Source organism: Actinokineospora enzanensis DSM 44649, assembly GCF_000374445.1.
Classification (GTDB): Bacteria; Actinomycetota; Actinomycetes; order Mycobacteriales; family Pseudonocardiaceae; genus Actinokineospora; species Actinokineospora enzanensis.
Map to the genome: position 1 here is coordinate 390200 of NZ_KB894403.1, position 22413 is coordinate 412612.

Consider the following 22413-nt stretch of genomic DNA (forward strand, 5'->3'; position numbering starts at 1 on the left):
CCAGGGGTCTATACGGTCGGATTCATGGAGTGGAACCTTCAGGCCGCAGAAGAACTCGTGGCCGCCCTGCGTGCCGGTGAAGTCACGTCGACGGAACTGACCGACGAGGCGATCGCCCGTATCGAACGCGACGACAAGGTGATCAACGCGATCTGCGTGCCGGACTTCGACCGCGCGCGGGCCGCCGCACACGAAGCCGACCAGGCGCGCGCCCGTGGTGAGGACCGGCCGTTCCTCGGTGTCCCGGTGACGGTCAAGGAGTCCTACAACGTCGCCGGGCTGCCCACGACCTGGGGCATGCCACAGTATCGGGACTATGTGCCCGCCGAGGACGCGGTCCAGGTGTCGCGGCTCAAGGCCGCAGGCGCGGTGATCCTCGGCAAGACCAATGTGCCGTTGGGGCTACAGGATCTGCAGAGCTTCAACGAGATCCACGGCACCACCAACAATCCGTGGGATCACACTCGCACGTCGGGCGGGTCCTCCGGTGGATCAGCGGCGGCCCTGGCGTCCGGGTTCGGCGCGCTGTCCATCGGCTCCGATCTCGGGGGCTCGCTGCGCACCCCCGCGCATTTCTGCGGTATCTACGCGCACAAGCCGACACTTGGGCTGGTGGCGAGCCGGGGCATGGTCCCGCCGACCACGCCCGCGTTGCCGGTCGACCTCGACCTCGCCGTCGTCGGCCCGATGGCGCGCACCGCCCGCGACCTCACGCTCCTGCTCGACGTCATGGCCGGACCCGACCCGCTGACCTTCGGCGTGGCGCACGAGCTGGCCCTGCCGCCCGCACGCCACGAGCGGCTGAGCGACTTCCGGGTCCTGGTCGTCGAGGAGCATCCGTTCCTCCCGACCGGGTCAGCCGTGCGGGCGGGCGTGAACCGGGTGGCCGACGCGCTTGTCGACGGCGGCGCCCGCGTCGTACGGCACAGTCCACTGCTGCCCGACCTGGCAGAAGCCGCGACGCTCTACACGCACCTGATGTTCTCGGGCTCTGTCGCGCGATTTCCCGTGGACGCGTACGAACAGCTGCAGATCTCCGCCGCAGGCTTGAGCGCGGACGACCGGAGTCTCGACGCGGCGCGGCTGCGCGGAATGGTGTTCAGCCACCGCGACTGGATCGAGGCGGACAATCTCCGCGAGCTCCACCGCCACGGCTGGCGGCGGTTCTTCGCCGAGTTCGACGCCGTCGTATGCCCGATCACGCCGACTCCCGCGTTCCCACACGACCACGACCCCGACCTGTTGGCCCGCCGGATCGACATCGACGGCACCGGGTACCCGTTCTTCGACCAGCTCGTCTGGGCCGGTCTGGCCACCATGCCCGGCCTGCCCGCCACCGCCGTACCGACGGGCCTGTCCCCCGACGGCCTGCCGGTGGGCGTGCAGCTCATCGGCCCGATGTTCGAGGACCGCACCCCACTGCGACTGGCCGAACTGCTGGAACAGCGGATCGGCGGCTTCCAGACACCGAGGTAGGGCGGCCATCCGGGTGTTCGCATCGGACGCGCAGCCGCCACGTCCGATGCGAACACCGCAGCCCACCCGCGAACAAGCCATCGAGGCCGACCCGCACCGCAGTCGAGTTGTCCCCAGGCAAGATCATCAGCGCAGGCGGCGGCCCTGCTTCCCTTGGTAGAATTGACATCGGGGCCCCCTTGAGGTTGTCCACAACCTGCTCGAACCATCCCCAGATGTGCTTGCCCTCTTGACGCGGGCGGACGGTGTCGCCTTCGCCGAACGCAGTCAGGCGGGCGTGGTCCTGCTCTCCGCACCTGTGGATAACGTTGGGATCCCTGGCGGCCGACAGCGGTAAAGTGGGAATTCGGGGGTCCCCCGGCAGGTTGTCCACAGGTCGCTGGTTCATCCACAGCCGGGCGGTCGGGGCTTGCCGGGCGTCGAGGTGGGTCGGTAGAGGCGGAACGGGACGCGCTGGAAGCCGTGGGGCTGTCGGTCGGAGTTCGGCGGATGAGTCGTTGCGGTCGCGGGATGTCAGCCGCGCCAGTTTGCCGTGAAAGCGTGGGACGGGTTGTCGATGAAGATCGCGGTGGCGATCTCGGGGCCCAGTTCGTGCTCGATTCGCGGGCGTAGGGCGCTGAGCAGGAACGGCATCCCGGGGCCGTCGGCAGTAGACCTCGCCGACGCGGTGGTGGTGTCGCCGCCGAGAAGGATGCGGTGTGCGTGACCGGCGTCGGCCAGGGCGGTGAGGCTGCGCAGGAGGAGCCAGTCGGTGCCGTGGTGAGCGCGGGACGGGCCGTCGAACGCCAGGAAAGCCCCGGTTTCGGCCGCCTGTCGGTGGATTCGGGGATCCGGGAATCGGTGCAGGTGTCCGAGGATCACCCGGTGCGCGGGAACTCGATGTGTGTCACACAGCAGGTGGAGCACGTCCAGGGCGGCGGTTCCGGCTTCGAGGTGGACGCCGATGGGCGCGTCGGTCGCGTGGTGCGCCTCGGCCGCAGCCGCGATCACATGTCGCGCATGGTCGTCGAGGTGGTGGTAGGCACCGGCGACTTTGATCATCCCCGCTCGTGGTCGGGCGGTCGTCAGCTCGTGGATGAACAGGCAGGCCAGGTCGGTGGCCTGCCGGAGTTCGGCCTGCCGGTAGTGCTTCGCCTGGTGCATTCCGGTCGCCGAGATGATGTGGACGCCGGATCGTCGGGACAGCTCGGGCAGATCCGCGACTCGCGGACCCATGCCCCAGGGTGTCCACTGCGCCACCGATCGACCGCCCAGCGCGGTGAAGGCGTTCAACTCGGCGAGGGCCGCTGCGGGATCGTCCAGTTCCTGGCCGGGCGACAGCGGGGAGCGCAGGAACAGGTGATCGTGCGCGTTGCAGACGCCCAGCTCCTCGGGCGCGATGTCCCCGAGCACGGTCCGGATCACCGCTCAGGCTCCGTGTCGGCGAGCACGGCGGCGGCGACGCGCAGGCCCGCCAGTGACCTGGGCACGCCGATGTACGGCGCCAGGTGCACGAACACCTCGATGATCTCCGCGTGGGTCAGGCCGACGCGCAGCGAGGTCCGGACGTGGCCTGCCAGCTGCGGATCGACACCGCCGAGTGCGGTCAGGGCCGCGAGGTTCACGAGCTGGCGGTCGCGCAGGGACAACCCGTCCCGCTGGTAGGTGCCGCCGAACAACGCGGTCACGATCCAATCCGCGTACCCGGGGGCGAGTTCCTCCAGTCCGGGCAGGGCGGCCTGCTGGGTCCCGGAGTCCTGCAGGAGATCCAGCAGGCGGTACCCCTCGGCACGGTCCAACCGTGCCGGGGTCAGCTGCTCCGATAACGGTCTGGTCATGGCTCTCCCTCGTAACGCTTCGCACGTTACAGCGACGCTAGCACGCGTAACGGCCAACGCGTTACAGTGCACGCATGGTGCAGGAGAACCCGCTTGCCTTCCGGTTCGACTGCGGCGCCGTGTGGTTGAACCTGCTCGCCACCCGGGGCCGCACCTTCAGCGCGACCCCGGTCGAGCGGCTGGCCACGCCCCACCGGCTCGCCGAGTGGCTGGAACACTGCGAACTGACCCCGGCTCGACCGCCAGACCAGGACGATCTGGTGACGACCCACCGGCTACGGGAGACACTGCGCCTCCTCGCCCTGGCGACCGTGGACGAACGGCCGCCGCCCTCGGAGACGGCCGAGGAGCTGATCGCGTTCCTGGCCGGACATGACGATCCGATCCACTTGACCGTGGACGACCGGCTGCGCCGCGACCGGCCCGCCACGGTCGGGGACGCCCTGGTCCGGATCGCCCGCCAGGCCGTGGACCACCTGACCGGCGCCGACCGGCTCGCCCTGAAGAGCTGCCCGGAACACGACTGCCGAGGCGTCTTCACCGACCAGCCGGGACGTCGACGCTGGTGCCCGTCCCCGGCCTGCGCGAGCCGGGGCAGGGTCCGCGCACTCCGCGCCCGCCGCAGCGCGGCCCTGCCGGACCAGCCCTGACCACCCGGAAACCGGTCCCGTGCCGCACATCGCCGAGGCCACACCGGTCCGACTCCGGCAGCACACATCACCCGGACGTCTTCGATAGGTCCGCCCACGGATCAGGCTCTGACGCTGGGGACAGGCTCGGCGTGTGTCGTTGTGCGGCGCGGTAGGACCAACGGGGTGGCGAGGAGCAGGACGCCCGCGAGGGCGATGGCCGCGCGGGGGCTGGTGAGCTGGGCCAGCAGGCCCCACGACACGGTGATCGCGGCGGTGCAGAGGCTGGTGCCGATCGACCACGCGGCCAGGACCCGGGCCTGGCGGTCCGGGGTGGTGTTGGTCAGCCGGTAGGCGGCGAAGATCGGGGTGAAGATGCCGATACAGAGGATGAGGCCGAACTCGGTGACCATCACGATCACCAGGCCGGTCAGGCCCGGTTGGATGAACGCGAGGCCGAGGGGCCAGCAGGCGCGGAGAGCACCGAAGAGCCGTAGTGCGGTGGACTCGCCGAAGCGGACGGTGACCCGGCGGGCGAGACGGGAGCCGATCAGGCCGCCGGTGCAGGGGATGGCGAACGCCAGACCGTACTGCCACGCCGGGAATCCCAGGTCGGCGAGCATCAGCACGGACACAAGCGGCTCGGCGGCCATGATCAGGCCGTTGACGAGCATGGTGTTGACGAAGAACCGGCGCAGCGCGTGGTGGGTGAGGATGTAGCGCCAGCCCTCGACCAGGTCGGCCCATCGGCGGGTCGCGGTGTGCCGTGGCTGTTCGGGCTCGCGGATCGCGGCGATGCCGAGCGCCGACAGGAGGTAGCTCGCGGCGTCGAGGACGACCGTGGTCACCGGGCCCAGCAGGCCGATGGCGGCACCACCCAGGGGTGGGCCGATGATCGTGGCCGACCAGGTGGTGGACTCGAACCGGCTGGTGGCCACCAGGAGCCGGTCGGCGGGGACGATCGTCCTGAGGTAGGCGCCGCTCGCGGCCGCGAAGGCGATCTTCGCCGTGGCGGTGACCACGGTGACCACCAGGAGCTGGGCGAACGACAGCACACCCAGCCAGTAAGCGAGCGGGATGGACACCAAGGCCGCGAACCGGAGCACGTCCGCCGCGATCATCACCGGGCGCTTGGCGCGGAACTCCACCCACGGCCCGAGCGGCACGGCCAGCAGCGCGCCGATCGTGAGCCCGGCCGACGACAGCGCCGCCACCTCCGCCGAACCGGCGTGCAGGACCGTGATGGCGACGACCGAGAACGCCCCGAACCCGAGTCCGGTGCCGTAGGCGCTGACCGCGTAGGCGGCCCACAACCATCCGAACGATCGCCCCAGGCCCGCCTGCCACCGCATGATCCGCCCCCGCTTCGCCACTCCGCCGTTGTCAGCGGGGATTGAAGTCGGTCGACGTGCACCGGCACCAACAACCGGACGACCGGCGTGCCACAACCGATCGTTGTGCCAGTAGGTTCTCCGCTCGTGGAACTCGACGCCGTCCGGACCTTCGTCGCCGTCGCCGACACCGGCCAGTTCCAGGCCGGTGCCGACGAACTGGGGATCACCCAGCAGGCAGCCTCGAAACGAGTCGCGACCCTCGAACGCAGGCTCGGCGTCCGGCTCTTCACCCGCACCGCCCGGGGCGTCCGACCCACCATCGACGGCCAGGCCCTGCTCCCGCACGCCCGCGACCTGCTCCGCGCCGCCGAACGCGCCATCGCCGCCGTCACCCCCGGGCGCCGGGCCCTGCGGGTCGACGTGATCAACCGCCGGGTCGCGCCCTCCACCGCCCTCCGCGCGTTCCACCGGCAGCACCCCGACGTCGAGCTCGACATCGTCGCCCTGGTCAACTCCGATGCCACGTCGGCACTCGCCGAGGTGGCATCAGGCACCCTCGACGCGACCTTCCGCTCACTCCGCGCCACCTCGGGCAAGGTGCCCGGCGGACTCCGGACCGCCCGCGTCATCCACGACCGCCACCAACTGCTGATCGGCCCGCGCCACCCGCTGGCGAACGCCGCCAGTGTCACGCCCGCCGACCTGGTGGACCACCCCATCTGGATGCCCGGCATGGCCGACCCCGAACCGATCGGCTACTACGAGGACCTGGCCACCGCCTTCGACCTCACCATCGACACGATCGGCCCGATGTTCGGCGTCGAGGCCCTCCTTGCCGAACTCGCCGACTCCCCACGCCTGGCCACCTTCGCGGGCGAGGGCTCCCGCTACCTCTGGCCGGAAAGCTACGACCTCCGCCGCATCCCGGTCGTCGACCCGACGCCGGTCTATCCACTCTCGGTGATCTGGCGCGCCGACAACCCGCACCCGGCCCTGCCTGGCCTCCTCGACTATCTCCGGGCGGGCAGGCAGGCAACACCCGGCGCGGACATCTGGCTTCCCGCCTGGGCCCACTGAACCCCCGACAACCGCATCATGTGATCGACATCGGCATGCGCCGACTCGCCTACGTGGTGCCGGGTCGCGCTCGCCGCGTGCACGAACACGGCCGACCCACCGAGACCGAAGCGCCGATCGGGCCAAGCGCAGGCCTCCCCTGTCTGTGCTTCTTTTGGGCGGTACAGGGACTCTCGTACCCACGACTGGAGCAACCATCGGTTATCTCGATAGTGAATAGTGAATAGAGAGATTTGCCAAGCCGGGTGGAGATTCCCGACGGATCGCCGGGATGAGACCATCCTCAACGGACCAGAACCGAACCGTCCACTATGGACGTCAGACCCGGGTCATCCCGGCCACTACCAGCTCCAACAGCCGCACCGAGCCGGGAATCGACGACTCCCGCACCCACGCCGCCGCCCCGATGGCGTCGAACAGCTCCCCCGGGGTCAGGTCCGCCCGGACCTCCCCCACTGCCTGGGCGGCACGCAAAAGACCGGCCCCACACCGGTTCATCGCCACACAGCCCGCGTGCCAGTGACTGGTCGGGTCCTGGATTCCCTGGCTCAGCTGGTCGACCAGGCCCCGGTACGTGCCGCAGAACTCCACCGCGTGCGACATCCACGCAACAAGCGCGGCCGACGGCGGCAATTCCTGTGCAGCACGCGAACCGTGGGCGAGCAGTGACGCGAGGCTGTCCCGCAGGCCGGCCTCTACCAGCGATTCCCGAGTGGCGAAGTGCCCGTAGAGGGTGCCGATGGCCACGCCGGCCGCGCGGGCGATCTCCTCCAGCGAGGTCGACGCGCCGTTGACCGCAAAGGCAGCGCGGGCTTCGCGCAGGATCGCGTCGTAGTTGCGGCGGCCGTCGGCGCGGGTCGGGCGTCGGGCCGGACGGGGGCCTGGCGTGTCGTTCACCGCGTCTCCCCCACCGTCCGGACCAAGGCGAGAGTACCTCGGGTTCGGCGCAGGTAGCTCGGACGGGTGAGATTCCCGGGGAACGGGGCGGGAACCCGACCGGAGTGAGGGAAGGTCTACCGATCGAACGCGGAGGGAGGTAGAAGGCCGGATATGGCTGCGCGCCTGGAGTGTCCGCCGCGGCGGACGGAGTTCGAGACGACCGATCCCGACCTGGCCCATGAGCAACTGCTCGCGGCCTACGACCACGGGCTGCGGATGAGCGGCTTCACCGGGGCGCGGCCGATGCGGCACCGGCGCACCGAGGCGGGCGCGTTCGCCGTCGACGACCTCGCGTTACCGCTGGACCTCGCGTTCAGCGCCGACGAGCTGGCGTTGATGATCCTCCAGGTCGAGTCCGGGCACGTGGAGCGCACGCTCGCCGGGGTGGAGAACCGGATCGGGCCGGGGGACGTGCTCGTGCACACCCAACCGGCGATGAAGTTCCGGGCGCGCACCATCGACGTCGTGTGCAGGCCGGTGCGGCTGGATACCGCGCTGTTCAACCAGATCACCACCGCGCCCAGCGGCCTGATCCGCTTCACCGGGTACCGCCCGCGCACGCCCGGCACCGCGGCGCACTGGAAGCGGACCGTGCACTACCTGAACGAGAACCTGCGAGAGAACCCGGAGGCCGCGGGGCACGAACTGGTGCTGGGCAACACCGCGCGGCTGCTGGCGGCGACCGCGCTGGCGACCTTCCCCAACACCGCGGTCATCGAGCCCAACGGCGTCGACCGGCACGACGCCGGTCCCGCCGCGCTGCGCCGGGCGATCGCCTACCTGGAGGAGCACGCGGACGAGGACGTGGTCGTGGCCGATCTCGCGCGCGCCGCGCGGGTGACGATCCGCGCCGTGCAGCTGGCGTTCCGTCGACACCTGGACACCACACCGATGGCCTACCTGCGCCGGGTCCGGCTCGAACACGCCCATCGCGAGCTCCGCGACGCCGACCCGGCGCGGGAGACCGTCGCGGCGGTGGCGGCAAGGTGGGGTTTCGCCAATCCGGGCCGGTTCGCCGCCTACTACCGGGTCGCGTTCGGGGTCACGCCCGCGCGCACGCTGCGCGGCTGAGGGATCCGGGCCGGATGGTCGTTAGTCCCTGAAATCCGTGAAAATCCGGGTCGGCCGGACGGAGGCATTACGCTGGCCGTATGGCGCACGAGTTGGCGCAGGTCAACGTTTCCCGGCTGAGATTCCCCACCGACGCCCCGGAAATGGTCGGGTTCCTCGCCGCGCTGCGGCGGGTCAACCGGACGGCCGAGCAGTCCCCCGGCTTCATCTGGCGGCTGGCCGGGGTCGGCGACCACCTCAACGGGGCCGACCTGGTGGGCGACGACCGGGTCTCGCTGAACCTGTCGGTCTGGACGTCCTACCAACGGTTGCACGACTACGCCCATCGGAGCGAGCACGGCCTGTTCGTGCGGCAGCGGGCGCGCTGGTTCGAGCGCGTCCCGCTGCCCGCCACGGCGCTGTGGTGGGTGCCCGCGGGCAGGCGCCCCACCCCGGAGGAGGCGCTCGCCCGCCTGGCCTACCTGCGCGCGAACGGTCCCTCGCCGCGCGCGTTCACGGTGCGCTGCCGGTTCACCCCGCAGGGCCGACGGGAGACGCGGTTCCAACGCGTGTAGACCACCGGGGCAGCCGGTAGGCCCAGTCCCACGCGGTTTCCACCGGTCCGCGCGGGAAGCGGCCGATCCACCAGCAGGCGCCCGCCATCATCAGCGCCGACACCAGCAGGAAGCAACCGACCGTCCAGAGTGGACCGCCGGTGAGCCCGAGGCCCCAGCGGTAGCAGAGCACCGAGGCCACCAGGTTCTGCAGGATGTAGCAGGACAGCGCGCACCGGCCGATCGCGGTGAGCCCGGTGCGCACCGGTCCCGCCTCGTCCCGCATCCGCAGGACCAGCGCGGTGATCCCGCCGAGCAGGCCGAACGCCACGATCGGCGCGCAGACGTAGCGTTCGACCATCGCCCACTCCACGCCCGCGTAGGCCGTGATCACGTTCAACGGAACGCCGACGCCGAATCCCCACGCCATCAACCTGCGCCGAAGCGCCGTTCCGCGCGCGGAGTTCTCCAACGCGCCCGAGCGCAACAACCAGGCGCCCGCCAGGAACAGGACCAGGCTCAACGGCAGCACGAATACCGCCTCCGCGCGGTATGTCGACGCGTATTCGACGCGGGCGAGCACCTGCGCGGGCCAGCTCGACGTGTCGACGGGCTTGCCGGTGCCCAGATCGGCGTGGCCGGTGAGCAGACCGGCGGTGATGAACCCGACGAACAGCACGTGCACCGTGCCCGCCGCGATCATCCAGCCGCGTCGCACGCGCGCGCCGCGGCCCACCAGGAACGCCACCAGCACCGACACCAGGGCGTAGAACATCAGCACGTCGAACTCGAACACCAGCACGTAGTGCAGCGTGCCCTCGACGAACAACAACGCCGAGCGCCACAGGTACCAGCCCGGCCAGCGCGCGCCGCGGCGTTGCGCGGACGCGTGCTGCAGGGCCAGGCCGATGCCGAACATGATGGACAGCAGGGACAGGAACTTGCCGTTGCTGAGCATCCGCAGCCCGGTCTCCACCGCGCTGCCCGGCGCGAAGATCGCGGCCACCCCGGCCGGGCTGGTGAAGATCCACACATTGGTGCCGAAGGTGCCCAGGATGGCCACCCCGCGCAGCACGTCCAGGGCCGCGATCCGGCCTGCCTTCATCGTTCCCCCTCGATCCCGGGTTTCGGACCGGTCCGAAACTAGGGATCGCGCGGGTGTCCCGCGTCCGGCGGCGGGTGGATCGGGCATCATGCCTTCGACGGACCCGGGCCTCCCGCCACCGTCACGACGGCAGGCCCCGTCCCTGGTGGGACGAGGCCGGTGGCCGGGCGCGGACTCACTCCTCGGGGGTTTCCTCCTCCTCCGCTTCCCGCTGCACGAACGTCTGTGCGGCCGGGGCCTCCTGTTCCTCCTCGTCCCCCTCGCCCTCGACCCGCTGCACCGGGCTCGCGGGCTGCGCCATGACGCGGTCGGCGTTGGCGACGGCCTCCCGCTCGAACCGGTCCCCCGGGTCGCTGACCCTGACCCCGCCGCCTGCCTCGGTCCCGTCGACCGGGCCGGAGCGCTGCTGCACGACGTGGGTGAGCTCGTGCGCGAGCATGTGCTTGCCCGCCGCCGAGCCGGGGTCGTAGCGGTCGCCGGAGAAGACGATGTCCGAGCCGACGGTGTAGGCCTGCGCGTTGACCGAGCGGGCGGACTCGGTGGCGGCGCCGCCGGTGTGCACGCGCACGTCGGCGAAGTCGGCGCCGCCGAAGCGGCCCTCCATCTCGGCACGGGTGCCCGCGTCCAGCGGGCTGCCGCCGGAGCCGATGACCCCGTGCACCGGCGACCGTTCCTCCTCGACCAGCGCGCCGACGCCCGCGTTGCCGACGGCGCGTTGCAGGCCGAGCAGTCCCGGCGCGCCCAGGACGTCGGGCCTGCCCGCCGCGGCGGCGCGGCCCAGCAGGTCCGGGTGCCCGGGGGCGTGCTCGGCGTGCTCGTGGCGGTGGTCGACGTCCAGGTCGTGCTCGTGCTCGCGCATCCCCCGGGCCCCCTGTTTCGAGTGGTGTTCACGGGTCACAATGTGCGCCCGGACAAATGATGGGCGGTCGGTTCGGCCCCCGATTCGCATTCGCCGGGCGCGACCGAGGGTGCTCCGCCGCCGGGGGCGCGGCAACGTCCCCCCGGCCGCCCGCGCGGGCAGTCCGGATCGCCCCTGCCGCAACGCAATCCGATCCGGCGAAGTACACCCGTGTGGGCGGTGTCATTCCCAGTCGGACACCGCCGCCTTACTACGAATGGGCGGGTATGGCCGCGCTCCGAAACGTGGCCCTCTCGGGCACCGATAAGGGTCATGCGGAGGGGACATGCGTCGGAACGAATCGGTTTCGGACCACGCCGGGGACGCCGGTTCCGACGGTGCGCGGCTGCTGCTGTTGCGGGAGCTGCACGACACCGTCGGGCCCGCGCTCACGGGGATGGCGTTCGGCCTGCGCGCGGCCCGGAACCTGGTGGGACGGGACGCGGACTCCGCCGCGCGCCTGCTCGCCCAGCTGGAGGACGAGCTGCACGGGGCGATCGCGGAGGTGCGCAGGCTCACCTACGGGGCCCCGCCGACCGTGCTGGACCAGGTGGGCCTGGTGGAGGCGATCCGACGGCACGCGGTGACGTTGAGCGGGCATGTGTCCGGCGCGGGCGGGGTTCCGCTGAGCATCGACGTGCAGGCCCGCGGCAACCTCACCGTGTTGACCCTCCCCGTCCAGGTGGCCACCTATCGGGTGGTGTGCGAGGCGTTGAGCAACACCGTCCGCCATTCCCGCGCGCGTTCCTGTGTGGTGCGCCTGCGCAACGAAGGCGATCTGCGGGTGGAGGTCGTGGACGACGGCATCGGTGTGCCGGGCGGCGAGGCCGGTCCCTGGTGCGGGGTGGGACTGCGCTCGATGCGCGACCGGGTGACCGAGCTGGGCGGCCGGTGGTCGATCGGGCCGGGCACGCCCGCCGGGACCCGGGTCATCGCGACGTTCCCGCTCGGCGCGGGCTGACATGTCCCAGGCCGCGACGGAACCGCGCCGGGTGCTGATCGTCGACGACCACGCCACCTTCCGGCTGGGCCTTGGCGCGCTGCTGCAGTCCGTGCCCGGCGTCCGGGTGGTCGGCGAGGCCGACGGCGGCGCGGCGGCGATGGCGTCGGCGCGCGCGTTGCAGCCCGACGTGGTGGTGATGGACCTGCACATGACCGACCTGGACGGGGTGGCCGCGACCGAGCGCATCACCCGCGCCTACCCCGGCGTCGGCGTGCTGGTCCTGACCATGGACGACGGCGACGACCGGGTGTTCGCGGCGGTCCGCGCGGGCGCGAGCGGCTACCTGCTCAAGACCGCGGGACAGGACGAGATCGTGCGCGCGATCCACGCCGTGGCCGACGGGGAGATCATCTTCGGCAGCCCGGTGGCGGCGAAGGTCCGCGCCCTGTTCGCCGCGACGCCTGCCCCGCGCACGGAGCTGTGCGGGCTGACCGCGCGCGAGCTGGAGGTCCTCACGATGATGGTGCGTGGCGAGGGCAACGCGACGATCGCCCGAGACCTGGTGGTCAGCCCGAAGACGGTGCGCAACCACATCACCCGCATCTTCCGCAAACTCGGCGTGCGCGACCGCGCCGAGGCCGTGCGGCGCGGTCTGGAAAGCGGTCTGGGGTGAGCGGTCCCGGGCGGGGTGGGACTCCCGTGGGACCGGGACCGGACTTACGGGACCAATGGGGACACCAGACGTCTATTCGGCCGTCATGATGGGCGACAGACTGTGTGCTATCGGTCCGAGCAGGGGGACGCGCGAAGGGGAAGTCGATGGTCACAGACCCGGTTCCGGTTGTGCTGCACGCGATGGACGTTATCTCCCGCGCGGGCGTCGACGCCGCGTTGCGGTCCCGCCCCGAGGTCCGCATGGTCGGCGAGGACACCCCCGTCGGCGCCGCCGACCGGACGGTCTCGCTGGTGGTCGCCGAGAGCTGGGACAGCGCGACCCAGTCCCTGTTCCGCAGACTCCAGGCCCGCGGCCGACGCCGGGTGGTGCTGATCGCGGGCGAGATCGACAACTCGCAGCTGCTGGAGGCGGTCGGCATCGGCGTGGCCGCGGTGATCCGCCGATCGGAGGCGACCCCGGAGGCACTGGTCCGGCTGATCGAGGCCACGGCGGCAGGCGATGGGACGCTGCCGCCGGACCTGTTGGCGCGGCTGTTGGACCGGGTGTCCCGGTTGCAGCGGCAGGTGTTGCATCCGCGCGGGTGGGACCTGGCGGGAGTGTCGGCGCGGGAGGCCGAGGTATTGCGGATGGTGGCCGACGGGATGGAGACGCGGGAGATCGCGGAACGGCTGTGCTATTCGCAGCGGACGGTGAAGGGGATCCTGCACGACATCACCAGTCGGTTCCAGCTGCGGAACCGGGCGCATGCTGTTGCGTTCGCCTTGCGGGAGGGGCTTATCTGACTTGGGCCTCGGTTGCGGCCTCGCGTCAAGCGGCGGGGTGGGGCTGGGGGTGGGTGGGAGGGGATGTGGACAACCGCGAGGGGACCCCCGGTTTCCATTCCACCGTCGCCGAGCAGCGGGATCATGGGGTTGTGCACAGCATGGAAGCTGTGTCGGGGAGGGGTGGCTGGTGCGTTATCTGGTGGAGTCCTTTGTTCGCACGGCATTGCGGCAAGGTCGTACGGTCGAGCAGTTCCTTGGCCCCTGCGGCACAACGGAACGCCCCGGTGTGGTCTATGTGCAGGTACGGCCGTCCGAGGCCGGGTTCGGGGTCTGGCTGTGCGAGGTCGAGGACGTCGGACACGAGGGGTTCTGCGATCTGGGCGAGTTCCCTCCGCTCGACCCGGAGGCCGAGGACGGTGGCGTGCTGCTGGGCGCCGAGGACGATCCGCTGGCCGCGGTGGGTCTGGCCGAGCGGCTCACCGCGGCCGTGCGTGGGCGTTGGGTCAACTATCCCCTTGCCGGGGACGAGTATCGGGACTTCCTGCGGACCGTCAGCCCTCGAAGCGGCCGGACAGTGAGATCGCCGGAGTGCAATTGCCCTTCTCCGGGGGGTTCTGGCAGCTGACGGCCAACACCACGGCCTCTCCTGGGGCGAAGACCAACGGCTGGACCCAGTGGTGGTCGAGGTCCCGGAAGTTGCCGAGGCCGAACTCGAACATCGAGATCGTGCCGTCCGGGGTGCGCCGCAGTACCCGCATCGTGCCCACGTCGGCGCGGGGGTTCTGCAGGATCATATCGGTCACGAGGAGGGTTTTCCCGGCCGGGACCACGAAGTCGAAGTTGCGGAACCGGCGGGCGTCCTGGTCGATCGGGGCGTCCGCGGCGATGCGGTGGTCGATCGGGGTGGTCGGGGGTGGGGGTGCGGCCGTGGGGACGCGGACCGGGACCGCCGGGTCGTTGGCCGGGGGTGCGGCCGGGTCGACGCCGACATTGCGGAGGGCTCGGTCGGAGCCGGTCTTGGCCTGGTCGGCCTGTTGCATGGCGGCGCCCGCGTCCTGTCTGGCGGCCTGGGCGACGGTGCGGACCTCCTCGGCCTGTTTCGCGGCGGCGTCGGAGGCGGCCGAGCGGACGGCGGGGCGCAGGACCGTGAACCACAGGGCCACCAGCGCCAGGAGGAACACCAGCAGGGCGGCGAGCAGGGGCAGCAACCACTTCGGCAGGACCTGGCGCTGGACGTAGGTGCCGTCGGTGATGACCGGGGGGCCGGTCACCGGGGTGACGGTGACCTGGAACGGGTGGCGGACCGGTTGGCCGCGCAGGAAGCGGCGGGCGGGTTTGGCCCGCAGCCGCACGTAGGCCGTGGTGCCCGCGTCGAGGGTGAGTTCGACCGGGCGGAGCTCGAAGTCCAGTTCGCCTTCCCGGTCCGCGGCTTCCACTCGCACCAGGGCGGGTTCGTTGCCGCGGTTGTCGACGGCGACCTCGAACGTGCCGACGGTGGCGCCCTCGGCCTTGGGCGGCACGACCTCGGCGGTGAGCTCGGCGAACGGGTCGACGACCAGCTCGCCCTCGCTCATCACCGAGCCCTCGGGGTCCTCCTGGGAGAACACCCGCACGCCGAACGGGAAGGTGCCCGCGCGGACGTCGGCGGTGCGCGGCGGGGCGAAGGTCACCGTGACCTCGGTGGTCTCCTCGGGCAGGAGGTTGACCGTGTCCGGGGTGACGGTCGCCCACGGGCCGGGCGGGCCGATCACGTCGATGGTGAAGTGGTCGACGATGCCGCCCGCGTTGCGCACGACGACCGTGCAGCTCACCTCCCTGCCTGCGGCGACCGACAGGGAGGTGGTGGACATCGTGGCGGAGGCTCCCATGGGACCGGGCCCCTTCCTGGCTGTGTTCCGGGCTGGTGGGGACGTTCACCGGGTGACGAACCGCGGGTCGCCGCGGACCTCGAAGACGACCGGTTTGAGCGTGCGGATCATGACGACGTAGTCGCCGGAGCCGGTCCGGCCGAACGGCGGCCCGGCGACCGGGTCGGCCCACAGCGCGCGCGGGCCCAGGATGTCCTTGTGGAACACCAGGACGCTCACGGTGAACGTGCCGTCCGGTCGGACCCGGACCAGGCCGGGGAACTCGGAGATGCCGGGGTTCCAGCTCAGCCGCACGGTGGCGTCGGGCGGGAAGTCCTGGCCGATGGCGTTGGTGACCGAGCCCTGCGGCCCGGCGGTCGGGTCGACGCGCAGGACCGGGCGGCGCACGACGATCCGCGCGGTGGCGGTGTTGTCACCGGGGTCGGTGTCGGGGCCGGTGGTGGTCACCGACGCGGTCACGGGCACGTCGACCCCGCCGGTGGCGATGTAGGCGGCGCGGACCTCGACGGTCTGGCCCGGTGCGAGAGTGCCCAGCGCGCACGGGGTCGGGCAGCCCGCTGGTTGGCCGGTGGCGAGGCCTGCGGGCACCGGGGTGCTCAGGCGGACGTCGGTCATCGGGACCGGGCCGGTGTTGCGCACGGTGTAGACGGCGGTCACCGGGGTCCCGCCGACGTACCCGGGGCTCGGGTCGACGGCCAGGCTCAGCGACAGCGCACCGGTCGGGACCGGGGCGGCCGAGACGGTGAGGGTGGCGCGGTCGGTGATCGGGTCGTTGACGTCGTCGTCCACCGTGAGCACGAGCGTGTAGGTGCCGGGTTTGGTGCAGGTGATCCGGGTGGACAGCTGGTCGGTGGAGGTGAACGCGCACGGGCTCGTGGCCGGTTCGACCGACCAGGTGGCGGTCGCGTCGGGACTGTCCGGATCGGTCACCGTGCCGGTCAGCTCGACCGACGTGCCCTCCTGCCCGGTGTACGGGCCGCCCGCGTCGATCACCGGCGGGCGGTTGTCGAAGCGGATCGTGGTCGAGTCGGAGACCGTCTGGTCGGCGCCGTCGGTGGCGGTGAGCGTGAGGGTGTACTCGCCGTGCTCGTCGCAGGTGACCGAGGCGGCGAGCGCGCCGGGCGGCACGATCACGCACTTCGCGGTCGCGGGCACGTCCGCCCCCGGCTCGACCGACCAGGACACCGTGGGTTCCGGGTCGTCCGGGTCGGTCACCGTGCCGCGGATCGGGACGGCGGTGTCCTCGGCGCCCGCGTACGGGCCGCCCGCGTCGACCACCGGCGGCACGTTGGTCACGTGCAGCCGCGTCCGTTCGATCACGAGCCGGAACATCCCGTCGGAGCCGGTCAGGGTGAGCGTGTAGTCGCCGAAGCGGTCGCAGGTGATCGTCGTGGCCAGCCGGGCGGGATCGGCGATCACGCACGTCGCCGACGGGTCGCCGCTGTCGCGGGTGTAGGACCACGACGTGCTGCCGGGCGGGCCGTCGGGGTCCTCGTAGGTGCCCCGGATCGCGATCGGGTGGTCCTCCAGGCCGGAGTAGGGGCCGCCGGTGGTGATGACCGGCGGCGCGTTGACCACCACCCGTCGGCAGTCCCCCACCGAGCCCGGCCCCGCCGCGTCCCGGCCCTTGGCCACCACGCAGACCCGGTGTACACCGGATGCCAGGTAGGGCAGCGTGGTCTCGTAGCCGACATCCACCGGACCCGCCTTCGGCAGCCCGGCGTCGATCACCTGCTCCGGCCCGTCATCCACGGTGACCGCCAGCCGGGTGAGCGCGGCGGCGAGCACGTTGCCCGCCTGGTCGGGCAGGTCGTGCCCGGACGTCATCGCCTGGCACGTCCCGTGCGTGCGGTCGGCCAGTCGGGCCAGCGAGTTCTCGTCGACCTTGCCGCAGGTCCCGCCGACGGCGATAGTGTCGAACACCATGCCCATGGGCAGTCCGTCGATGGCGGTGTCGAAGGCGGAGCTGCTGTTGTCGCCGTCCGACAGGAAGATCGCGACCTTGCCCGGCCGCCCGGAGTCGCGCGCGGCGTTCCCGGCCGCCGTGATCGCCTTGCCGAAGTCGGTGGTGCTCGCCTGAACCGGCTTGTTGGTGAACCGGCGGATGGCCGACTTCTGCAGGGTGTTCTCCGAGTTGGACAGCGAGAGGATCACCGTGTCCAGGTCCCGGACGCCGTCGTGGTCGGCGTCCGCGTCGGGCACGACGAACCCGGGGTCGGCGTCGCCCGGGTCCGGGTCGGCGAGCACGGCGTCGGTGCCGAAGCCGATGACACCCATGGCGCCGACGGTGTGCGAGTCGACGGCCCGTTGCACGACCCGGCTCGCGGCGGCCTGCTCGCAGTCGACCACGTCCGGTTCGGCGTCGCCTGGGTGCGGGGTGGTCGGCGGCGCGGTCGGCCCGGTGGGGTCCGGTGGCCCGCCGCCCGGACCGCCGGGGTCGGAGTCCGGTGGTTCCTGCGGCGGGAAGATCTCCTCCGCGGGCGGGTGCGTGTCCGGGGTGTGCCCGTTCGGGTCGCACGCCTTGTCCATGGTGCTGTCGGACAGGTCGACCACCACCATCAGCGCGGTGTCCGGCGCGGTCGACCGGCCGACCGCGGCCCGACCGCGCACCGTCAACGGGCCCGGCGAGACGATCTCGTCGTCGAAGACGTTGTCGATCGATACCGAGATGCCGGTGCCGCCGGGCAGCCGACTCTCCACCGCGAACGCCGGGGACGTCCCGGTGACCGACAGCGGCACGGCCACGAGCGCCGCGACGAGCGTGATCCTCCCCAGGCGTCGGGTCATGGTTGCTCGAACAGCTCGATCTCGGCGATGGCCACGTCGGTGCCCGCCAGCGAGCGGTGCACGTCCTCCACGTGCAGCTCGACCCGGGTGGCGCCCGCGCTGTGCGCGATCTCCACGGTCTGCGCCTCGGGGGTGTCGGCGAGCGGCACGTCGTAGCTCTCCTCGGTGGAGTAGACGAGGTGCAGCCGGGCGGGCCGGTGGGTGCCCTGGAACGTGGTCGGGTCGCCGACGCGGATGATCGCGCGGCGCAGGTCCACCGGGTGGTCGAAGGTGAACACCAGGGTCGGCTGCGGGCCCGCGATCGGGGCGGCCCAGAACGTCTTGGTCTGGTTGTCGGCGACCAGCAGCGCGTCGTGCCCCGGACTGCTCACGTTCGCGGTCACCGCGGTCGGCCGGACCGGCACCAGGTCGGCGCCGAACCGCCGCTCGACCCACTTGCGGCCCGCCACCACCTCCTGGTTCACCGAGGCACGGAACCCGGGCACCAGCCCGTAGAGGGCGGCCAGCGCGGCGAGGATCACCAGGAACACCCGGCGCAGCCAGCGGAACACCGCGGCGACCCGGCCGCGGCGGCGGGTCTTGCGGTGCCCGGCAGGCGCGGGCTCGCGGCGCGGCAGCAGGCGCCGCCACCAGGACCGGACCGGGGCCTCCTCGGGTTCGTCCAGCGGGCGGCCGCAGCCCATGCAGATCCGCCGGGTCGCCGGGTTGCGGGTGCGGCAGCCGACGCAGAGCACGTCGTCGTCGGCGAGCAGCCGCTGGTTGGCGTTCGCGCTGGGGCGCAGGGGACGCGTGTCGGTGGGCTGCTGCGCGCCCGGCTGGCGCGGGACCTCCGGCGGCGCTGTCCGTTCTGACACTGCCTGTTCTGACACTGCCTGTCCGGACACGGCTTGTTCGGGCACTCCCGGTGGGAACACCGCCCGTCCGGACGCGACCGGTGTGGCCGAGGGCGGGATGTCCGGGGTGGCCGGGACGGCGACCACCTCCGGGACCGTGCCGGACAGCGGGGGCGCGGCGGTGGTCCGGCGCGCCTCGGTCTGGGTGCCCGCCTGCGCGCCCCCTACCGGCTGGTCGGCGGTCGCGCCGGACCAGTCCAGGAAGGCTCCGCAGCCGGGGCAGAACCGGCTCTCCCCCGACGACCGTTCGCCGCACTTCGCACAGACGATCATGACCCGCTCCCGCTGTCGGTGGTGATGTCGACGGTGACCCGCAGGTGGACCGGGACCGCCTCGCGCACGGCCGCCGCCACCGCGGCCGCGTCGACCTGGCCGCGATCGGGGACCCGGACGACCACGCGCACCGCGCCCGGGTCGGTGCCCGGCAGCGCGCCGCCCGCGGACTCACGGACCACCAGCCCGCCGCTGTCGACGATCTCGACCGCGCCGCCGGTGAGCACCCGGACCTGGGCGGCCAGCGCGGCCGCGGTGCCTCGCGCGCGGTGCGTGCGGACGGCGGCGCCGACGAGGTCGCGGCGGCGGTCCAGGCTCCACCGCTCGTCGGTCTCCAGCGCGACCCACTCGCACAGCCAGTCCAGGAAGTCCGGCGGGCTCAGCGCCGGGTCCAGGTAGTCCGGGAAGGCGTCCAGGACCGCGAACACCGGGGCCAGCACCTCGTCCAGCGCGCCGGTGAACCGCTGGGTGAACTCGTTGCCCGCGTAGATGCCGGGCAGCCGGTCGCCGATCGGATGCCGGACCGGGACTCCCCCGGCGAGGTCGGCGGTCGAGCCCGCGCCGCCCACGGTGGTGGCGTGGACGGAGGCGATGGTGATCGCGGCGGCGGTGCGCACCGGTCAGCTCCTCGTCACTCGGACCTGGTGCCCGTAGGAGAACACCAGCGCGTCGGGTGGGATGTCCAGGCGGGTGACCGCGTCGCCGCGGGCGCCGGTCACCGGGTCGGCGGCGAAGAGCAGGACGTCGTCGACCATCTCGACGCCGGGGATGCGTTGCAGGACGGCGAACATCTCGCCCTCCTGCACGGGGCGGCCGAACGGCCAGCCGTGCCCGTCGGGGCCGCCACTGACCGGGTTGAGGTAGTTGTGCAGCGCGTCCGTGGCCCGTTCCGCCAGTGCCTCCGGGACCACGCGGGCCCGCGCCCGCAGCTGCGCCACCACGGTCACGCCCTGGTAGACCGGTGGCTCCACGGCGACCCGGGCGCCGAGGCAGCGGCGGGACGCGAGGTTGCGTTCGATGTCGGCGCGCAGGTCCGGGGCGAGCTTGAGGTCGGCGAAGCGCAGCTCACCGCGGCCCGGCACGTCCGGGACGACCAGGACGCGGACCCCGTTGGCGCTCTCCGGCGTCTCCGCGCACCGCACCCGCGCGACCCGGGGCGAGGCGCCGCGGGTGAGTTCCTCGTAGTCCTGGGCGGTGACCGCGCGGTCGAGGGTGCGCAGGGTCAGCGGGCCGCGCCGGACGGCGTCCGCGACGGTCTCGCCGTCGACGCCGCCGGTCGCGGGCCGGTGGTTGGTGACGGCGCTGATGAACGGCACCGGGTCGCGCAGCACGGCCAGCATGCCGCGGGCGATGTTGCCGCCGCGGCCGCCGCCGGTGCGGTAGCGGGGGACGCGGACGGCGGCGGCCTTGGCGGGAACCGCGCCGTGGTAGCGGAAGTCGCCGTCCGGTTGGCGGATGGCCGGGCCGAACACGATCTCGCCCGCCACCCGGTCCACGGTGAAGTGCCGGTCGGCCGGGCCGGACGCGGCGAACGAGCCGACCTCGGTCCACTCCTCCCAGCCGCCCGCCACCCCGACCTCGACCGCCAGCCGGTCGCCCGCGACGACCGGGCAGTGGGCGAGCGGGAACCGTTGTCCCGGCACGCCTTCGGACACGCCGACCACCTCGTCCCGGACGACCTCGGCGTGCACGGCGGTGCCGGTGGCGCCGACGGTGGCGGCGGTGATCGCGCGCAGGATCGGGGACGCCTGGTAGAAGGGCTGGCCGGGCGCCGGTTCGGTGGCCCGGCAGCGCAGCCAGCCCGCCCGATGCGTGCCGACGACGGACACCGCGTGCTCGGCGGGCAGGTGCAGCTCGACGTCGCCGGGGGTGTTGAACCCGCCCGTGGTGTCCAGGGCGACCTCGCAGCCCGACCAGTCCCGGCCGGTCCACGCCTCCCAGACCAACGGCGGGTCGCGCGGGTCGATGCCGACGCCCTCGACCTCGCATTCCATCCGCAGCAGCACCAGCCCGCCGGGCACGGCGTCGGATAGTCCGATGTAGACGGTGTCGCCGGGGCGCGGCGGGGTGGCGAAGCAGTGCGGGCCGCGGCCGTCGATCACGTCGTCGGTGCGGTCCACCGCGGGCAGGTCGCCCGCGCCCGCGGTGGCCAGGCGCGACCACGCGCACGGCCGGATCTCCAGCGTCCGCTCCAGGGTGAACACCACCGGCTCGGCCGCCTCCGTGCGCCGGGTGACGACCTGGCTGCCCGCCTGCACCAGCACCGGGTTCTCCTGCGGCGCCGAGAGCCGGAAGGTGGCGGGCGCGGTCGCGGCGGCGGGCGGGAACAGCGACACCCCGATCAGCTCAAGGAATCTCAGGTAGGCGCGTTCCGGCATCCGGTTCACCCGGTAGAGCAGCTGGTCGACCATGAACGCGAAGGTCTCGATCAGCGTCACGCCCGGGTCGGAGACGTTGTGGTCGGACCAGTCCGGGCAGCGCTGCTGGACCCGCCGCTTGGCCTCGTCGACCAGGTCCTGGAAGCGGCGGTCGTCCAGGTTCGGGATCGGGATCGCCATCTACGCCCCCTCCCGCGCGGTCCCCGGCACGATGTCCGGCTCGTGCGCCGGGATCACGTAGAACGGGAAGACGAGGTTGCGCGGGTCGTTGCGGTCGCGCAGCGTGTAGTGGATGTCGATGTAGAGGGTGCCCTCGGCGGCGGCCTCGAAGCCCACCACCACGTCGTCCAGCTCGATCCGCGGCTCCCAGCGCTCCAGCGCGACCCGGACCTCGTAGGCGATCTGGCCGGCGGTGGCCGCGTCCGCCGGGGCGAACACCAGGTCGTGGATGGCGCAGCCGAACTCCGGGCGCATCGGCCGCTCCCCCGGCGCGGTGCCCAGGATCAGCCGGATGCTCTCCACGATCTCCCGGTCGCCGCCGACCAGCGCGACCGCGCCGGTGGCGTCGGTGTGCACCGGGAACGCCAGCCCCCTGCCGATGAACTCCACGTCAGCCTCCGATCAGCACGGTCGGGCAGCCCAGCACGATGGGCGCGCCGCAGCCGGACATGTCCCCCATGCGCGCGGCCGGGCGCCCGCCGATCAACACCGTGGGGCAGCCCGGCGGCAGGATCGGGGTGGGCGGGTGCGGGGGCGGCGGCGGGAACGAGCAGGCGTGCATGGCGCCGACCGTGGCGGCGGGCAGCCCGCCGATGAGCACGGTCGGCACACCGGGCCCGGTGATGGTGCCCGGGTGCCCGGTCGGGTCGCCGACCCTCGCCGCCGGTGGCATTGTCCGTCCCCCTCGATCTCTTCTCGATCCTCGGTTGCTTCTCGATCCTCGGTTGCTTCC

General features: G+C 72.4%; 22 protein-coding genes. 9 read left to right on the forward strand and 13 right to left on the reverse strand.

Annotated features, from left to right (window positions below; genetic code table 11):
• Positions 1-24 precede the first annotated feature (24 nt).
• On the forward strand, positions 25-1476 hold the full coding sequence (locus tag C503_RS0101645) for an amidase (protein ID WP_026315888.1): 1452 nt from the start codon (positions 25-27) through the stop codon (positions 1474-1476).
• A 513-nt stretch (positions 1477-1989) separates the two neighbouring features.
• Here the strand turns inward: C503_RS0101645 and C503_RS0101650 are convergent.
• Positions 1990-2880 carry a phosphotriesterase family protein gene (locus C503_RS0101650; RefSeq protein ID WP_018680453.1) on the reverse strand — a complete coding sequence of 297 codons (891 nt, stop codon included), beginning with the start codon at positions 2878-2880 and terminating at the stop codon, positions 1990-1992.
• A complete protein-coding gene (locus tag C503_RS0101655) occupies positions 2877-3293 on the reverse strand; it encodes a carboxymuconolactone decarboxylase family protein (RefSeq protein ID WP_018680454.1) in 417 nt (138 codons plus the stop codon). Before C503_RS0101655 ends, C503_RS0101650 begins: the two co-directional genes overlap by 4 nt.
• A 74-nt stretch (positions 3294-3367) precedes the next feature.
• On the opposite strand from C503_RS0101655, the gene C503_RS0101660 reads away from it, so the two are divergent.
• Positions 3368-3943 (forward strand): CGNR zinc finger domain-containing protein, encoded by a 576-nt coding sequence (locus C503_RS0101660; protein WP_018680455.1) that lies wholly within the window; start codon positions 3368-3370, stop codon positions 3941-3943.
• A 101-nt stretch (positions 3944-4044) separates the two neighbouring features.
• Here C503_RS0101660 and C503_RS0101665 read toward each other — a convergent pair whose 3' ends face one another.
• Complete coding sequence (locus C503_RS0101665; RefSeq protein ID WP_018680456.1) at positions 4045-5274, reverse strand: MFS transporter; 1230 nt, start codon at positions 5272-5274, stop codon at positions 4045-4047.
• A gap of 126 nt (positions 5275-5400) precedes the next feature.
• Here C503_RS0101665 and C503_RS0101670 point away from each other — a divergent pair, with 126 nt between their 5' ends.
• Entirely contained in the window at positions 5401-6333 is a 933-nt protein-coding gene (locus C503_RS0101670) for a LysR family transcriptional regulator (protein ID WP_018680457.1), read from the forward strand.
• 318 nt (positions 6334-6651) lie between these two features.
• Here the strand turns inward: C503_RS0101670 and C503_RS48405 are convergent, their stop codons facing one another.
• Positions 6652-7230, reverse strand: a complete 579-nt coding sequence (locus C503_RS48405; RefSeq protein WP_018680458.1) for a TetR/AcrR family transcriptional regulator — start codon at positions 7228-7230, stop codon at positions 6652-6654.
• A gap of 153 nt (positions 7231-7383) precedes the next feature.
• Between C503_RS48405 and C503_RS0101680 the strand changes: the two genes are divergently transcribed.
• Entirely contained in the window at positions 7384-8343 is a 960-nt protein-coding gene (locus C503_RS0101680) for a helix-turn-helix transcriptional regulator (protein WP_018680459.1), read from the forward strand.
• An 80-nt stretch (positions 8344-8423) separates the two neighbouring features.
• A complete protein-coding gene (locus C503_RS37350; RefSeq protein WP_018680460.1) occupies positions 8424-8897 on the forward strand; it encodes a DUF3291 domain-containing protein in 474 nt (157 codons plus the stop codon).
• On the opposite strand, the gene C503_RS0101690 is transcribed toward C503_RS37350, so the two are convergent.
• Positions 8854-9981, reverse strand: coding sequence for a DUF418 domain-containing protein (locus tag C503_RS0101690; RefSeq protein ID WP_018680461.1), 1128 nt, complete (start codon positions 9979-9981; stop codon positions 8854-8856). The two genes, C503_RS37350 and C503_RS0101690, sit on opposite strands and share 44 nt — an antisense overlap.
• Positions 9982-10156: 175 nt before the next feature.
• Positions 10157-10840, reverse strand: a complete 684-nt coding sequence (locus C503_RS0101695) for an eCIS core domain-containing protein (protein WP_018680462.1) — start codon at positions 10838-10840, stop codon at positions 10157-10159.
• 325 nt (positions 10841-11165) lie between these two features.
• Between C503_RS0101695 and C503_RS0101700 the strand changes: the two genes are divergently transcribed.
• From C503_RS0101700 to C503_RS45600, 4 genes are all read left to right on the forward strand, one after another.
• Positions 11166-11840 carry a sensor histidine kinase gene (locus tag C503_RS0101700; protein WP_018680463.1) on the forward strand — a complete coding sequence of 225 codons (675 nt, stop codon included), beginning with the start codon at positions 11166-11168 and terminating at the stop codon, positions 11838-11840.
• A 1-nt stretch (position 11841) separates the two neighbouring features.
• Positions 11842-12495 carry a response regulator gene (locus C503_RS0101705; RefSeq protein WP_018680464.1) on the forward strand — a complete coding sequence of 218 codons (654 nt, stop codon included), beginning with the start codon at positions 11842-11844 and terminating at the stop codon, positions 12493-12495.
• Between the two features lie 146 nt (positions 12496-12641).
• Complete coding sequence (locus C503_RS0101710) at positions 12642-13280, forward strand: helix-turn-helix transcriptional regulator (RefSeq protein ID WP_018680465.1); 639 nt, start codon at positions 12642-12644, stop codon at positions 13278-13280.
• 169 nt (positions 13281-13449) lie between these two features.
• Positions 13450-13887: a hypothetical protein gene (locus tag C503_RS45600; RefSeq protein ID WP_156892893.1), complete on the forward strand. Its 438-nt coding sequence runs from the start codon at positions 13450-13452 to the stop codon at positions 13885-13887.
• Here the strand turns inward: C503_RS45600 and C503_RS0101715 are convergent.
• The 7 genes from C503_RS0101715 to C503_RS0101745 all read right to left on the reverse strand — a co-directional run bounded on the left by C503_RS0101715 (position 13814) and on the right by C503_RS0101745 (position 22353).
• A complete protein-coding gene (locus tag C503_RS0101715; RefSeq protein ID WP_018680466.1) occupies positions 13814-15112 on the reverse strand; it encodes a COG1470 family protein in 1299 nt (432 codons plus the stop codon). The two genes, C503_RS45600 and C503_RS0101715, sit on opposite strands and share 74 nt — an antisense overlap.
• A 63-nt stretch (positions 15113-15175) precedes the next feature.
• Positions 15176-17917, reverse strand: coding sequence for a PKD domain-containing protein (locus C503_RS42900; protein ID WP_026315890.1), 2742 nt, complete (start codon positions 17915-17917; stop codon positions 15176-15178).
• A complete protein-coding gene (locus C503_RS42905) occupies positions 17914-19083 on the reverse strand; it encodes a zinc ribbon domain-containing protein (protein WP_018680467.1) in 1170 nt (389 codons plus the stop codon). Before C503_RS42905 ends, C503_RS42900 begins: the two co-directional genes overlap by 4 nt.
• Complete coding sequence (locus tag C503_RS0101730; protein WP_018680468.1) at positions 19080-19700, reverse strand: phage tail protein; 621 nt, start codon at positions 19698-19700, stop codon at positions 19080-19082. Before C503_RS0101730 ends, C503_RS42905 begins: the two co-directional genes overlap by 4 nt.
• Positions 19701-19703: 3 nt before the next feature.
• A complete protein-coding gene (locus tag C503_RS0101735) occupies positions 19704-21641 on the reverse strand; it encodes a putative baseplate assembly protein (protein ID WP_018680469.1) in 1938 nt (645 codons plus the stop codon).
• Entirely contained in the window at positions 21642-22070 is a 429-nt protein-coding gene (locus C503_RS0101740; RefSeq protein WP_018680470.1) for a GPW/gp25 family protein, read from the reverse strand.
• Between the two features lies 1 nt (position 22071).
• Positions 22072-22353 (reverse strand): PAAR domain-containing protein, encoded by a 282-nt coding sequence (locus C503_RS0101745; protein WP_018680471.1) that lies wholly within the window; start codon positions 22351-22353, stop codon positions 22072-22074.
• Positions 22354-22413 lie beyond the last annotated feature (60 nt).